Consider the following 12,874-nt stretch of genomic DNA (forward strand, 5'->3'; position numbering starts at 1 on the left):
TTTATTCTGTCAATTCTATTTTACTGCACCCGCAACTACACCACCGATAATCTGCTTCTGAAGCGCTACATACAGAATCAGAATCGGAATTACGCACAGTAACAATCCAGCCATAATTGTACCATAGTCTGCAGAATAGGTTCCATAGAAACTATAAGTAGACAACGGCAATGTCAATAATTTCTTATCTGTCAATACCAGTGACGGAAGCAGGAAGTCGTTCCAGAACGCCAGTGAATTCAAGATTACCATTGTTGAGATGATCGGCTTCAACAGCGGCAGCACAATCTTAAAAAATGTCTGAGAGTGTGTACAGCCATCGATATAGGCTGCTTCTTCCAGTGCAATCGGAACATTTCCTTTGATAAATCCATGGAACATAAACACGGACATCGCCATGGAGAATCCTGTATGCAGGAAGATCAAAGTAATTCTGTGATTCAGAACGTTCAGTGTACCTCCATAGATACTTACCAATGGAATCATCAATGCCTGGAATGGGATAATCATGGATGCCACCATCAGTGCAAATGTAATCTTAGAGATTCCATTATTGTGTCGAACAATATAATATGCAAGCATTGCTGCCAGCAGAGTTACCAGCACCGTTGCGGAAGCCGTTACGATCAGCGAATTCTTGAATGCATTCAGGAAATCCATCTGTGTAAACGCTTTGACAAAGTTATCAAAAGACAATCCCTTGATTGTAAAAAGCCATGAAAATGGGCTCTTAATGATATCTCGCTTCTGTTTCAGCGAATTGATCACCACCATAAGAAAGGGGAACATATAAGCAATAAAGATAATGATCAGGCCTGTCATTGCGAGAATGTTGGTTACTCTTTTCTTATTTCCACCAATTGTTGTACGGCTCATTATGCTTCTACCTCCTGTTTCTTTGTCAGATATACCTGAATACCACTAATACATGCTACAATGATAAATAAGATCAATGCCTCTGCCTGGCCGACACCAAACTGTCTGGATGTAAATGCCTTTTCATATACATGCATCGCTGCCATCTCTGTCGTTCCGTATGGTGCACCGGCAGTTAATGATAAGTTCAGATCATATACCATGAATGCGCGGGACAATGTCAGGAACAGGCAGATCGTCACAGACGACATCATCAGCGGCATAACAATATTCTTCATCTTGACCCATCCGGATGCTCCATCAATGCTTGCTGCTTCCATAACATCTTCATTCAGTCCCATAAAGCCAGCCACATAGATCAGGATCATATAGCCGGACAGCTGCCATACCGATACCAATACCAGTGCCGCAAATGCTTTCGTTGGGTCTGACAGCCAGGATACCTCGAACAATTTCCAGCCTGTGGTCTCTCCGATACTTACGAATACTCTGGAAAATACGAACTGCCATATGTAACCTAATACAATACCACCAATCAAGTTCGGTGTGAAGAATCCTGCACGGAAGAAGTTCTGTCCTTTGATTCCTCTTGTCAATAAATATGCAATTGCAAATGCGATCACATTGACCAGCACAACTACCAGAATCACATACTTGAATGTCAGAAGCAGTGATGTCCAGAACTGTGTATCCTTCATAACACCTGCAAAGTTCTTAAGTCCGATAAAATGCTTTTCGCTTGACACGCCATTCCAGTCCGTCAAAGTCAGATAGATACCATAGATAAACGGAACCATTACGACTGCAAAGAAGCAGAACATTCCCGGCAATGCAAACATACAGAAATCTTTTCCATTATTTTTTGATCTCATCTCTTATCCCTCTCTTCTATTCCTGTTCATCCCAATAGTCTTCAACAGACTCGATAAATTCTTCCCTGTCACTTCTGCCAGCCAGATATTTCTGCATTGCAGCTCCCAGCACAGACCAATGGTCATTCGGTACGATTGCCGCTGCATTGAATGCTCTGTCATTGTGAACCTTCTCATAGATATCACGTGCCAGCGGGTCACTTGGCTCATACGGATTATTCTGGAATGCCGGAATAATACTACAGGTCTTCACCAGCATCTGCTGCCCGATCTCACTGTATACAATCCAGTTCAGGAATTCCTTAGCTGCAGCCTGCTCCGTCTCAGACGCCTGCTGTCCATCCACCATCACCTGCTTTGACGGAGAAGCCTGAATCTTCTGATTTACAAAGTCATCTTCATCATTGTTCATAAAATACGGAAGAAATCCATATTCGTCGTCTTCTTCTGCTCCTGCTTCTTCCATATTCGGCCATGCCCAGTTTCCATTGAGCCAGATAGCCGTCTTGCCATCCACCAGATCGATTGCCATCTCATCGTAATCTGCTCCCAGCGGATCACCTTTTGCTACATTGTATTTCTTCAGTACATCGAACATATCCAGGAATTCTGCCATGCGGTCATATTTGGTCAGATTGATCTCTCCATCCTTGATCTGTTCAATACATTCCTGCGCCCCCTCAGAGGTTCCGTCATAAGTCTCATAGATATATTGCAGGTGGTGAGCACCCAGCGACCAGTCTTCCTTTGCAAGAGATACCGGCTTTTCAATTCCACCCTCGACCAGTCTATCCAACAACTCCTCAAATTCGTCCAGCGTTGTAATGGAATCTGGATCGAATGCCTCGCCCAGTGCATCTTCTATGATTGCTTTGTTGTAGATCAATCCACGTCCCTCAATACACAACGGGAAGCTATAGATCTTATCATTGACTCTTGTCACATAATCTTCAGCTTCAGCGACCCACGGCTCGTTCGTCAGATCTGCCGCCTTCTCTTCCGCCAGTGCAATTACATCTGTGGTGTCCAGAATTGCCAGTGTCGGAGCACTTCCTGCATTATACATGCTTACCACCTTCGTATACGGAGAATCTCCATCCGTAACCGGCATTACTTCTACATGCACACCAGACTTTTCTTCGAAGACTTCTCCCATCTTCTCTAATGCTTCCTGAATCTCGGCTTTCGTATTCAACAGCGTAATCTCCGTTCCTTCCAAAGAAGCATCATACGTAAACGTATCCACCGACATATCAATCGGTTCTTCTTCCTCCACCTCATTCGGGTCATCCGGATCACTGGCGAATCCGAATCTGCATCCGGTCAGTGTTGTTGTCATCAACGCTGTCACTAGCCCGAATGCAATGACTCTTGTAATAAGATTCTTTCTCATGACTATTCCTCCTAGAATTCTTATATTTCTTAGTTTCTTTGCATAAATAACCGGTAAAGTAACCGGTTACTTTGTAGTTTCATAATAACACCACACCATAGAGTCGTCAATGGTGAAAAATATCTTTCTAAAATTTTTGTTAAATATCCACGATTCCTGTCTTCTTTCATTGTACACTCTTCACATAACCGGTTACTTTACCGCTTACTCATTGCTCTTTTTTTTCGATTTTGCTATACTGATATTATTAGATTTTCAAAGGACAGGAAGCGGTTTTATGGCACCAAAAAAGAATGTAACATTTGATGACATTGCAAAATACACACATTTTTCCAAGACGACCATCTCCAGATATTTCAACAATCCAGACTCTCTGACTCTGGAAAATCAACAGATTATCTCAGATGCGCTTGTTAAATTAAATTACAAGGAAAATAAAGTAGCCAAGATTCTTGCAAACGGGAATACTGAGTTCATTGGTATCATTATTCCCAACCTATATCTCAACTACTATTCAGAGATGCTCAATCAGATTCTGTCTACTTATGAAACATTTGGTTATAAGTTTCTGGTTTTTGTTGGAAACGAATCGGAAGAAGCCGAGCGAAAATATATCCAAGAGCTTCTCGCCTACAAAATTGAGGGCCTAATTGTCCTAAGCCACACCATTCCTTCTAAGGAACTGGCCGACTTACAGATTCCACTCGTATCCATTGAGCGTGAGAATCAATATATCAGCAGTATTAACACGGACAACTACATGGGGGCTATTCAGGCTACCAGTCTGCTGGCTAAGCATGATTGTGATGTCCTGATCCATGTCAATTCTCCAACTCCAGAGTCGATCCCTGCTTACCGACGAATTCAGGGATTTCTTGACATCTGTGAACAGAAAGGACTGGAACACCGCATCTATATCAGGGATCTTGGCAACCAATATGAACAAGACCAACAATATCTCATGGAAATCATCGATGAACTGGAGCGCGACTACGCCGGGAAGAAAAAAGGAGTATTTATCTCCAATGATACGCACGCCAATGGTTTTCTGAATCTTCTTTTTCGCAGATACGGAACTCTGCCGGAAGATTATCTCCTTGTCGGCTTCGATAATTCTCCGATCTCCCGGGAGGCGATTATTCCAATCAGTACAGTCGGTCAGCAGATCGATAAGATCGCCTTTGAAGCAGTGAAACTATTAGACGGGCAGATCAAAGAAAGAAAGAAAAGAAAACCTGCACCGATTGGCGAACCAGTCCATAAAGTAATCACTCCGATCCTGTGCCGAAGAGAAACTACGGAAGGCTTCTCTTCATTCAAATAATACGACGAGAAATGCTCATGTTCCCAAAAGGTCCATGAGCCTTTCTCTAATTTCTGTCAAATATTCTCTTCCCAGTATATTTCCTCAGGCTCTACATATTCAGTCGTTCCACAACTTCTACTGCCTTCGGACTTCCTGCGACTCCGCCGACTCCAGTTTCGCGGAGACTTACATCCATCTTATCTCCTACTTCTTTCATAGCGTCAATGACCTGATCCACCGGAATCTGGCTCTCGATACCTGCCAGAGCCATGTCTGCTGCCGCCATGGCATTGACCGCACCGCCGACATTTCTCTTCACACATGGAACCTCTACCAGACCGCCTACCGGATCACATACCAGACCCATCAGGTTCTTCAGCGCCATTGCACAGGCATGTCCCTGTTGCTCTGTGTTGCCGCCTTTTACATAACAGATAGCCGCTGCGGCCATTCCCGAACCAGAGCCAATCTCAGCCTGACATCCTCCGGAAGCGCCTGCCAGATATGCTCGATTTGCAATAATCTGTCCCACACCCGCTGCCACATACATAGCTTCGATCATCTTCTCTTCCGGAACATCATATTCCCGATAATAAGTAACAAGAACAGCCGGAAGTACACCGCAGGCTCCTGCAGTCGGTGCTGCAACGATTCGCTTCATACATGCATTATTGCAACCCATCTTCAAAGCATTGGACATTACCTTTGCCATGTAATCGCCACACAGGGTATCCCCTTTTTCACGGTAGGCATCCATAAGCCCACCTTCTCTTCCAACCATGCGGCTTCTGGACAATTCATCCGGTTCATAGGCATCCAGCCCATCCAGCATTGCCTGCCACATGTGTTTCATTTGTTTCCAGGAATCTTCTTCCGTAACGCCTCTTTCTTCTGCATCTTCTAACTGAACCGCTTTCCAGAATTCAATTCCTTCCTTTTCGCATCTAACGCGCGCCTCTTCCATAGATTGATATGACATACGCTTTCTAATCCTTTCTTTCCCTATTCCGTCTCTCCATTTGCATTCAGGAACTTCACACGGATAATTCCCTGCTTGCTCTCCAGATCATCGATTGCCTCTTTTGGTACAACCTGATCCGTCTCAACTACCATAACAGCAAAACCACCACGCTTATCACGGAACACCTGCATCGTTGCGATATTAATCTCTGCATTGCTTAATGCCGATGCAACTTCCTTAATTCGTCCCGGCTCGTCCACATTGCGAATGATCAGCGTATTACTCTCTCCACTGAAGTTCACATCGATTCCATCCAGCTTACATACACGGATTCTTCCACCACCGATAGAATATGCCTGAATCTTCATGGTATTCACACCTTCTGCTTCCATAATAATCTGAGCAGTATTCGGATGTGCTTCTTTAATATCCTTATTCTCGATGGTAAATTCCATGCCTTCTTCTCTTGCAATCTCAAAGCTATTTGGAATCCTCATATCGTCAGGCTTCATTCCCAACAAGCCTGCAATCAGTGCCCGGTCCGTTCCATGCCCTTTCCCCGTAGCGGCAAACGATCCATGCAGATATACGGTAGCCTTCTTGGGCTGCCTTCCGAAAAGCTGTCTGGCAATCAGGCCAATCCTCGCTGCTCCTGCTGTGTGAGAACTGGACGGACCTACCATTACCGGTCCCAAAATGTCAAATATACTTCCCATTTCTTTTCCCTCTCTTTTTCTTATTTTGACATATATCTACTTTTATTATACTTGGGATTTCTATGGTTTACAACGACCAATTTCCCCACTCGCGTAATCTTGTAAATTTTCCTCGAATATGCTAAGATTGGGTACAGTCTGTATATAAGGGAGAGTGTAACTTATGAATAAGAAAGAAGTACTGGAAATCCGCAAGCAATTCACCCCGGAAAACTGCGCAATCACGCGAATCTGTGGCTGCTATGTGGACCATGAGAAAGAGAAAAAAGTCGAACTAAAAAAAGCTTTCTTATCCCTTCCAGAAGAAGAAGCTTTCAAATACTTTGATATTTTTAAACATACCTTGTCCGGAACCCTTGGGAAAAATCTCATTAATATGGAATTCCCACTGGAGCAGGAGCTAGGCGGAGGTACACAGGAATTCCTTCTTAAGCTGCGTGACAGTAAGCTGGAAGACGACCTTCTGGTAGAAGAATTCTATGATAAGATTATTGAAAATTATATCTACGCTGAGAATTATTACATCATTCTGATTCATGCAGTCTACGATGTTCCCGGCAAATCCACCGATGGTTCCGAGATGTTCGATGCCTCTGATACAGTCTACGAACATATTCTGTGCAGCATCTGTCCGGTCAACCTCACAAAAGCAGGTCTTACCTACAACGCATTGACCAATAATATCGAAGACCGCATCCGTGACTGGATCGTAGAAGCCCCAGTTAAGGGCTTCCTGTTCCCGGCCTTCCAGGATCGTGCCAGTGATGTACATAATATCCTTTATTATACCAAGAAACCAGAAGATCTCCAGCCAGAACTGATCAGCAATGTACTGGGGAGCACCATTCCTCTGACCGCCGGCGATCAGAAGACCACCTTCCAGACTATCATCAGTGATACACTAGGTGATGAATGCGATTATGAAGTCGTTCGCAACATCCACGACAATCTCAACGAGATGCTGGAAGGAAGCAAAGAAAACCCAGATCCTCTGGAACTGTCCAAACCAGATGTTAAGAATCTGCTCACCAGAAGCGGTGTTCCAGAAGAAAAGCTGGAATCCTTCGACGAAGAATTCCAGGAGATGGTCGGTGACAAGAACACCTTACTCGCATCCAACATCGCCAGTGTCAAGACCTTCCAGATTGAGACACCCGACGTGGTCGTAAAAGTCAATCCAGAGCGCTCCGACCTGGTAGAGACCCGCGAGATTGATGGCCGGATGTGCCTGGTCATTGCAATCGATGACCACCTGGAAGTCAACGGAATTGAAGTTCGAAAATAGTTCTGCCAATTTTTTTCAAAAAAACACAAAAAGTATTTGCCAAATGATGTTTTATGTGATAGAATATCTTTTGTTAGCGGAGATGGCGGAATGGCAGACGCGCTAGATTCAGGTTCTAGTGGGAGCAATCCTGTGAGGGTTCAAGTCCCTTTCTCCGCATCTATTATTTTTATAAAAAAACCGAAAACTTCACTGTTTTCGGTTTTTTTCTTTTCTACAATTCTAAAGAAAACCTTATGTCTTCGTGAACTTTTTGTGATATCCCTTGAGACTTTTGACTAAACATACTACAATAAGAAATCGTTTAAGGAGGGTTTGAGTATATGAGTATAAATGGTAACACAGTAAGGAAAGATACCGAGGATTTTTTTGGTGATGATTTCGAAGTCATATATCAGGAAGATTTCCCCGACCTAAACTTTTTTGAAGATGAAGATGACGATTACAGGGATGTTCTGTCGAATCTCTCAGAATTAGATGACGATGATGACATTGACTATCTGGAAGAAAATTATGATTATGATAAATATGAAGATGAGGAGGAAAACTCTTCTGAAGAAGATAAGAAGAAGCGCAAAAAGCGCCGCAGAGTACCGAATCTGCTCTCCCCTGCAGGAAAAGCTGCTAAAACCGGTGGAAAAATAATCTATAAAGCCGTTAATCTTTTGCTTCGCGGAGCAACTTTAATTTTAATCGCGATAATCACATATACACTGACTGTAAATTTCTGGAATAATTACAGTGCCTACGGAGATATTTTCCATGCTATTACAGACAAAAATTATATCTTAGGCGCTTATGCGGGGATTGCGTTATTCTTACTGCTTTTTGAGGTTATCACTTTTCTGATGGTGTTATTTGGCAGTAAAAAAAGCGGCCGCAAGGGCCGCTGTCAGGATACAGGACGAGGCCTGTTCTCTTTTGTATTTATCTTCGTAGGTTCTTACCTGGCTTACTTATTTCACGGATTCGTTCCGACATCTCTGAATCCACTCCAGGGAGTGCAAGGCGCACTTGCGGTATATGGTACTTTACACACAACATTACTTCCGCTTTGCGCCGCTGGCATTATCAGCTGTCTGATTCGGAAATTCCTGATCCGATAAGCGATTTTTTTCATACTCTTCGTCTTCCGTCTCTACCTGCTTCAGGAAATCAGCATCCTGAGACTTGAGCCGGGGGATGAAGCGTTTCGCGAATCTGCCCTTTCCACGATTCTTCACATAAAAATAACCAATCGTGGAAAATACAACTGCGCCAATAAAGTTAACGAACAGATCTTTCATAGTATCCAGAAGTCCGATATCCAGATAACCGCCAAGGCCCAGACTCTGTCCATTGACTACCACATCCGTGATATTGTCAATTTCAACTGGGGTGTTTGCTCCCGCCGGATCCAACATCACAGAGTGAATACTATGTACGATCGTATCTTTCTGCATGTCCAATCCAAAGAAAAGATCCATACTACATTCAAAGAATTCCCACAACACGCCGATCGTCATGGAAAAGCAGAATGCTACAATTGCCACGAACACTGGCGATAATTGTATTGAGAATTTTTTACTTCGGTTCAGGATATCTACCAGTGCGAACCCAATTGCCGCTGCCAGGAATCCGTTGATCGTATGCAGCGCGGTATCCCAGAACGGAAACCTGATATAATAAGCTTGGATCTCTCCAAGGATTTCTGCTGCAAATATAAAGATTAATATCGTAATTTCCAATGCAGTAGGCAGTTCTATTTTCAGATTAATCTGTATAAAGCTTGGAACAAAAAGCAGTAATAATGTCAGAATACACAAGAATACATTTTCATAATTCTTATTAAATATCTGAAGCACCATCATCAATATTACCAGCATACGAAGAACCACATACACAACAAATGAGCTTCTGTGCTCTCTTAGTTCCATATGCATTGCTTTTTTCCATACTTTCAGTCTTTTTTTAATCTTCATCTGATGTCCTTTCTCTGCACATCTCCTAATTCAGGAAATTTTCAATAATAATGGATTCTGCTTCCTCCTCCGTCATACCCAATGTACGCAGTTTCACAAGTTGTTCATCATTAATTCTTCCGATTGCCGCTTCATGGATAATTGCCGCATCCAGATGTCTTGCATTGATCTCCGGAATGGAGCTTACTTCTGCATGATCCATGATGATGGAATCACACTGTACATGAGCATGGCACTTGGCATTCCCTACCGCCTTCGGGTGAAATACCTGCTTAGACTCGCCTTTTGCAACAGATCTGGAGATAATCTGCGCGGAGCTTCCCTCTCCATTCATCTGCACTTCCATATTGGATTCTGCAGTCTGACTGTCATGCGTCATTAATTTTTCAATCACATATAACTTGGAATTTGCTCCCATCTCAACATCCGTCTCACGAACTGTAGAATCTACACCTTTAATCTGTGCTGTATCCAGTGTAAATACAGCATCCTCTTCCAGATAAATCTTTGTGACTGGATTCAGCACTCTGGCACCTGTGCCTTCCCCTTCCCCATAATGCTTCTCCTCATAACGGACATTCGCACCCTTTCCCACATGGAAAGAGTGGATTCCATCATGACGGCTTTCGTTACAGCCACTGTTGTGAATTCCGCAGCCGGCTACAATCGTTACATCCGCACCTTCTGCAACATAGAAATCATTATATACTACATCTGTCATACCGGAAGCATCTACCACGACCGGGATATGTACCTGCTCTCCTCTAGTCTCTCCGTCAATATAGATGTCAATTCCTGACTTTTCTTCCTTTTTCTTAATCTTAATATGCTCGCTGTCTCCGTGACAAAGAGCAACTCCATTATGGCGCAAATTAAAAGCTCCTTTTTGCTGGAAACCAGATCCATCGATCTGCTCTAATATCTTTTTTGTAATCTCATCTAATGTGGCCATCTCTAACACTCCTCTCTCTTAGCAGTTCATGCAGGCGCAGCTGTCACCCTTATCCAACAATGTCGGAAGAATCTCATCTTTTGGTCCGATTGCGCCAATATTGCCATCCTCAATTACCATAATCCGGTCTGCCATCTGGATAATACGCTCCTGATGAGAGATAAGGATCAGGCTTTCTTCCTTTTTACTGTGAATCTTTTCAAACTGCTGAATCAACATAGAAAAACTCCAGAGATCAATCCCCGCCTCCGGCTCATCAAAGATACATAACTTATGCTGCTTTGCAAGCACAGTCGCAATCTCCAGGCGTTTCATCTCTCCGCCGGAAAGAGTTGCATCTACTTCTCTTTTCAGATATTCCTGTGCACACAGCCCGACACTGCTTAGCAATGCACAGCATTCCGGCTCTGACAGCTTATGTCCTGCCGCCAGAGACAATAACTTATCCACCGTCATACCCTTGAATCTTGGCGGCTGCTGGAATGCGAAACCAATTCCCGCATTGGCGCGATGATTAATATCATAAGAAGTAATATCCTCTCCGTCCAGTATGATCTGGCCTTCATCTGCCTGTTCAATTCCCATCAACACCTTGGCAAGTGTTGATTTTCCACCACCATTCGGTCCAGTAATGACAAGCATCTCACCATCTTTAACATCAAAACTGATACCCTTGACGATGCTTCTCTCTATTCCATTTTCATTCACCTTGAATGTCAGATTTTTTACTTCCAGCATATCTGCTTACGCTCCTTTTCCAACTGTATTTTCCAATATATTCTCCTATTATTAATATACACATACTTCACATTATAATCGGTTTTTTCTTTTGTTGCAACATATGGTTTTCCGGACACACATAAAATAGCCTTAATAAAAAGAGCCCGCACGCGAGCTCTTTTATCCAGATTCTCTGATTATCTTAAGATCGTTGTTCCTCTTGACTTGCCCTGCATTGTAAATGCCGCACCGGCGATATTCATCATCTTCGTTGCACTTACGATTGCATAATACCGGCCTCCTCCGCTCTTCGGAGCATCTCCGATTACATGGAACCAGCTAAGTCCAATATATATCGTAAATATAAATGACATCACCGCTGCCGGTATCCACAGGTCACTTAGAATTCCTGCCAACACAGTCAGGATGATTGCATACACAACGGCCATCCCCAGAACATATCTTGCTTTTGAGAAAAATGCTTGTTTTTTCCCTGATAACAGGAAGAGCAGAAGTACATATAGCACCATCGCCAGCCAGAAAATCGCAAGATACATTCCACTTATGGTCTGATTCTTCACTTCTTCTGTACTAAACACACTGCGTACAGCCAATGATATTCCCGCAATAAACGGTGTCAGAACCAAAGCCTCCAAGTGGAAGAATACCGTCAGAGCTTTGACATTTGCGGTAAAATACATACCAATATAGCATATCAAACAGACAATTACCGCCAGAATCAGCCATTTCCACTGGTCAAAGAACAAGGTCTGGCGATTCAAGATCTCTCCCGGATTACTTTTTATCGCTGCAATTCTCTTACTCCATGACATTCCTTCATATCTCAAAAAGAAATCCCCAAATAACAGTGCAATAACTGCATTCATGAAATATCCCCACACAAGCATCCATGTCAGATTCTTGTTCAGCTGTCCCAGCGTCAGTATCTCCTTGGTAATATCTTCTTTCCAGATCTTCTCAAACTGCTCTTCCCAGATATCCTTTTCCTCACCCAATATCTGTTCATCCACTTCTTCAAAGGAAATATCCAGCTGTCGGATTGTTCTGCACACCTTTTCAATCTCTCGCAGATTCTTCTCTTCCTCACTGATCCGCTCCAGGCGCTTCTCCATAACCTCATCCAGCGAAAGGGCCCCCGCATTCAACATCTTAACATCCGATATCGGAATTCCCAGCGCCCTCAAGACTTTGATTCGTTCCAGATTCTTTACATCCTCTTCTGAATACTCACGGTAATTGTTCTCCCGATTTCTGACTGGATTCAAAAGGCCTTCCTCTTCATAATAACGGATGTTCGCTCTGGTAATCCCCACCCTTTGTTCTACTTCCTTAATCTTCATACGAATCCCTTCCTTTCGTTCTTATATGATGCGATTGTAGGGTATCAAGTTCCCTGAAGGTCAATATATTTCCTGAAATAATTTATTTCCACACAATATCTGCCAAATGTATTTTCTCTATATGAGAATTCCAATCTTCTTTACTATATATCTTCTTATAGAAATTATCTACTTTTATCGTTTCTTTTCCAAATAATCCCCTCTTCTTCTTACAATAATAAACCGTTACTTTCCCATAATATTCCTGGCTTACTCCTGTTGACCGGAAAGTTCCTGACATTGGAGGTATGCCCAGGGTCCTTTTGTCAAAACTAACCAGTAATAAATGATCTTCCGGAACAGGATTGCCAGAAATTATCGAAACGCAGAATTGATTGACACTATCTTTTCTATCATAAAATTCTAAGTCTATTTCTTCCACTATAGCCTTTCTAATCTCATCTATTTCTTTATCATATTTCATATCGATCC

Annotated in this window: 13 protein-coding genes and 1 tRNA gene; 4 read left to right on the forward strand and 10 right to left on the reverse strand. The window is 42.9% G+C overall.

Annotated features, from left to right (window positions below):
• Positions 1 to 15: 15 nt before the first annotated feature.
• From ACQRD1_RS00915 to ACQRD1_RS00925, 3 genes are read right to left on the reverse strand one after another with little or no spacing between them, the layout of a single operon-like run.
• Positions 16 to 876 (reverse strand): carbohydrate ABC transporter permease, encoded by an 861-nt coding sequence (locus ACQRD1_RS00915; RefSeq protein WP_235232312.1) that lies wholly within the window; start codon positions 874 to 876, stop codon positions 16 to 18.
• Positions 876 to 1,748, reverse strand: coding sequence for a carbohydrate ABC transporter permease (locus ACQRD1_RS00920; RefSeq protein ID WP_235232313.1), 873 nt, complete (start codon positions 1,746 to 1,748; stop codon positions 876 to 878). Before ACQRD1_RS00920 ends, ACQRD1_RS00915 begins: the two co-directional genes overlap by 1 nt.
• A gap of 16 nt (positions 1,749 to 1,764) precedes the next feature.
• Positions 1,765 to 3,141 carry an ABC transporter substrate-binding protein gene (locus ACQRD1_RS00925; protein WP_235232314.1) on the reverse strand — a complete coding sequence of 459 codons (1,377 nt, stop codon included), beginning with the start codon at positions 3,139 to 3,141 and terminating at the stop codon, positions 1,765 to 1,767.
• Between the two features lie 277 nt (positions 3,142 to 3,418).
• Here ACQRD1_RS00925 and ACQRD1_RS00930 point away from each other — a divergent pair, with 277 nt between their 5' ends.
• Positions 3,419 to 4,465, forward strand: a complete 1,047-nt coding sequence (locus tag ACQRD1_RS00930) for a LacI family DNA-binding transcriptional regulator (protein WP_235232315.1) — start codon at positions 3,419 to 3,421, stop codon at positions 4,463 to 4,465.
• A 91-nt stretch (positions 4,466 to 4,556) separates the two neighbouring features.
• Here the strand turns inward: ACQRD1_RS00930 and sdaAA are convergent, their stop codons facing one another.
• Complete coding sequence (sdaAA, locus tag ACQRD1_RS00935; RefSeq protein ID WP_235232316.1) at positions 4,557 to 5,426, reverse strand: L-serine ammonia-lyase, iron-sulfur-dependent, subunit alpha; 870 nt, start codon at positions 5,424 to 5,426, stop codon at positions 4,557 to 4,559.
• Between the two features lie 23 nt (positions 5,427 to 5,449).
• Entirely contained in the window at positions 5,450 to 6,124 is a 675-nt protein-coding gene (gene sdaAB, locus ACQRD1_RS00940) for an L-serine ammonia-lyase, iron-sulfur-dependent subunit beta (protein WP_235232317.1), read from the reverse strand.
• Between the two features lie 163 nt (positions 6,125 to 6,287).
• Here sdaAB and ACQRD1_RS00945 point away from each other — a divergent pair, with 163 nt between their 5' ends.
• The 3 genes from ACQRD1_RS00945 (at position 6,288) to ACQRD1_RS00955 (ending at position 8,515) form a co-directional block, all read left to right on the forward strand.
• A complete protein-coding gene (locus tag ACQRD1_RS00945) occupies positions 6,288 to 7,409 on the forward strand; it encodes a DUF4317 domain-containing protein (RefSeq protein WP_235232318.1) in 1,122 nt (373 codons plus the stop codon).
• A gap of 76 nt (positions 7,410 to 7,485) precedes the next feature.
• Positions 7,486 to 7,568 (forward strand) — tRNA-Leu (locus ACQRD1_RS00950).
• Positions 7,569 to 7,732: 164 nt separating this feature from the next.
• Positions 7,733 to 8,515: a hypothetical protein gene (locus ACQRD1_RS00955; RefSeq protein ID WP_235232319.1), complete on the forward strand. Its 783-nt coding sequence runs from the start codon at positions 7,733 to 7,735 to the stop codon at positions 8,513 to 8,515.
• On the opposite strand, the gene ACQRD1_RS00960 is transcribed toward ACQRD1_RS00955, so the two are convergent.
• From ACQRD1_RS00960 to ACQRD1_RS00980, 5 genes are all read right to left on the reverse strand, one after another.
• On the reverse strand, positions 8,453 to 9,370 hold the full coding sequence (locus tag ACQRD1_RS00960) for a hypothetical protein (protein WP_235232320.1): 918 nt from the start codon (positions 9,368 to 9,370) through the stop codon (positions 8,453 to 8,455). The two genes, ACQRD1_RS00955 and ACQRD1_RS00960, sit on opposite strands and share 63 nt — an antisense overlap.
• A gap of 25 nt (positions 9,371 to 9,395) precedes the next feature.
• Positions 9,396 to 10,322: a SufB/SufD family protein gene (locus ACQRD1_RS00965; protein WP_235232321.1), complete on the reverse strand. Its 927-nt coding sequence runs from the start codon at positions 10,320 to 10,322 to the stop codon at positions 9,396 to 9,398.
• Between the two features lie 18 nt (positions 10,323 to 10,340).
• Positions 10,341 to 11,060, reverse strand: coding sequence for an ABC transporter ATP-binding protein (locus ACQRD1_RS00970; RefSeq protein ID WP_235232322.1), 720 nt, complete (start codon positions 11,058 to 11,060; stop codon positions 10,341 to 10,343).
• Between the two features lie 179 nt (positions 11,061 to 11,239).
• On the reverse strand, positions 11,240 to 12,403 hold the full coding sequence (locus ACQRD1_RS00975) for a MerR family transcriptional regulator (protein ID WP_235232323.1): 1,164 nt from the start codon (positions 12,401 to 12,403) through the stop codon (positions 11,240 to 11,242).
• Positions 12,404 to 12,485: 82 nt separating this feature from the next.
• On the reverse strand, positions 12,486 to 12,866 hold the full coding sequence (locus tag ACQRD1_RS00980; RefSeq protein WP_235232324.1) for a hypothetical protein: 381 nt from the start codon (positions 12,864 to 12,866) through the stop codon (positions 12,486 to 12,488).
• Between the last annotated feature and the right edge of the window lie 8 nt (positions 12,867 to 12,874).

The sequence above is a fragment of the Bariatricus sp. SGI.019 genome (genome assembly GCF_050315235.1).
GTDB lineage: Bacteria > Bacillota > Clostridia > Lachnospirales > Lachnospiraceae > JAFBIX01.

Excerpts from the sequence above, each read along its gene's own strand:
- ACQRD1_RS00980 (WP_235232324.1), bottom strand. The coding sequence starts at position 12,866 with ATGAAATATGATAAAGAAATAGATGAGATTAGAAAGGCTATAGTGGAA.
- sdaAB (WP_235232317.1), bottom strand. The coding sequence starts at position 6,124 with ATGGGAAGTATATTTGACATTTTGGGACCGGTAATGGTAGGTCCGTCC.
- ACQRD1_RS00975 (WP_235232323.1), bottom strand. The coding sequence starts at position 12,403 with ATGAAGATTAAGGAAGTAGAACAAAGGGTGGGGATTACCAGAGCGAAC.
- ACQRD1_RS00960 (WP_235232320.1), bottom strand. The coding sequence starts at position 9,370 with ATGAAGATTAAAAAAAGACTGAAAGTATGGAAAAAAGCAATGCATATG.
- ACQRD1_RS00915 (WP_235232312.1), bottom strand. The coding sequence starts at position 876 with ATGAGCCGTACAACAATTGGTGGAAATAAGAAAAGAGTAACCAACATT.
- ACQRD1_RS00955 (WP_235232319.1), top strand. The coding sequence starts at position 7,733 with ATGAGTATAAATGGTAACACAGTAAGGAAAGATACCGAGGATTTTTTT.
- ACQRD1_RS00930 (WP_235232315.1), top strand. The coding sequence starts at position 3,419 with ATGGCACCAAAAAAGAATGTAACATTTGATGACATTGCAAAATACACA.
- ACQRD1_RS00925 (WP_235232314.1), bottom strand. The coding sequence starts at position 3,141 with ATGAGAAAGAATCTTATTACAAGAGTCATTGCATTCGGGCTAGTGACA.
- sdaAA (WP_235232316.1), bottom strand. The coding sequence starts at position 5,426 with ATGTCATATCAATCTATGGAAGAGGCGCGCGTTAGATGCGAAAAGGAA.
- ACQRD1_RS00970 (WP_235232322.1), bottom strand. The coding sequence starts at position 11,060 with ATGCTGGAAGTAAAAAATCTGACATTCAAGGTGAATGAAAATGGAATA.
- ACQRD1_RS00920 (WP_235232313.1), bottom strand. The coding sequence starts at position 1,748 with ATGAGATCAAAAAATAATGGAAAAGATTTCTGTATGTTTGCATTGCCG.
- ACQRD1_RS00965 (WP_235232321.1), bottom strand. The coding sequence starts at position 10,322 with ATGGCCACATTAGATGAGATTACAAAAAAGATATTAGAGCAGATCGAT.
- ACQRD1_RS00945 (WP_235232318.1), top strand. The coding sequence starts at position 6,288 with ATGAATAAGAAAGAAGTACTGGAAATCCGCAAGCAATTCACCCCGGAA.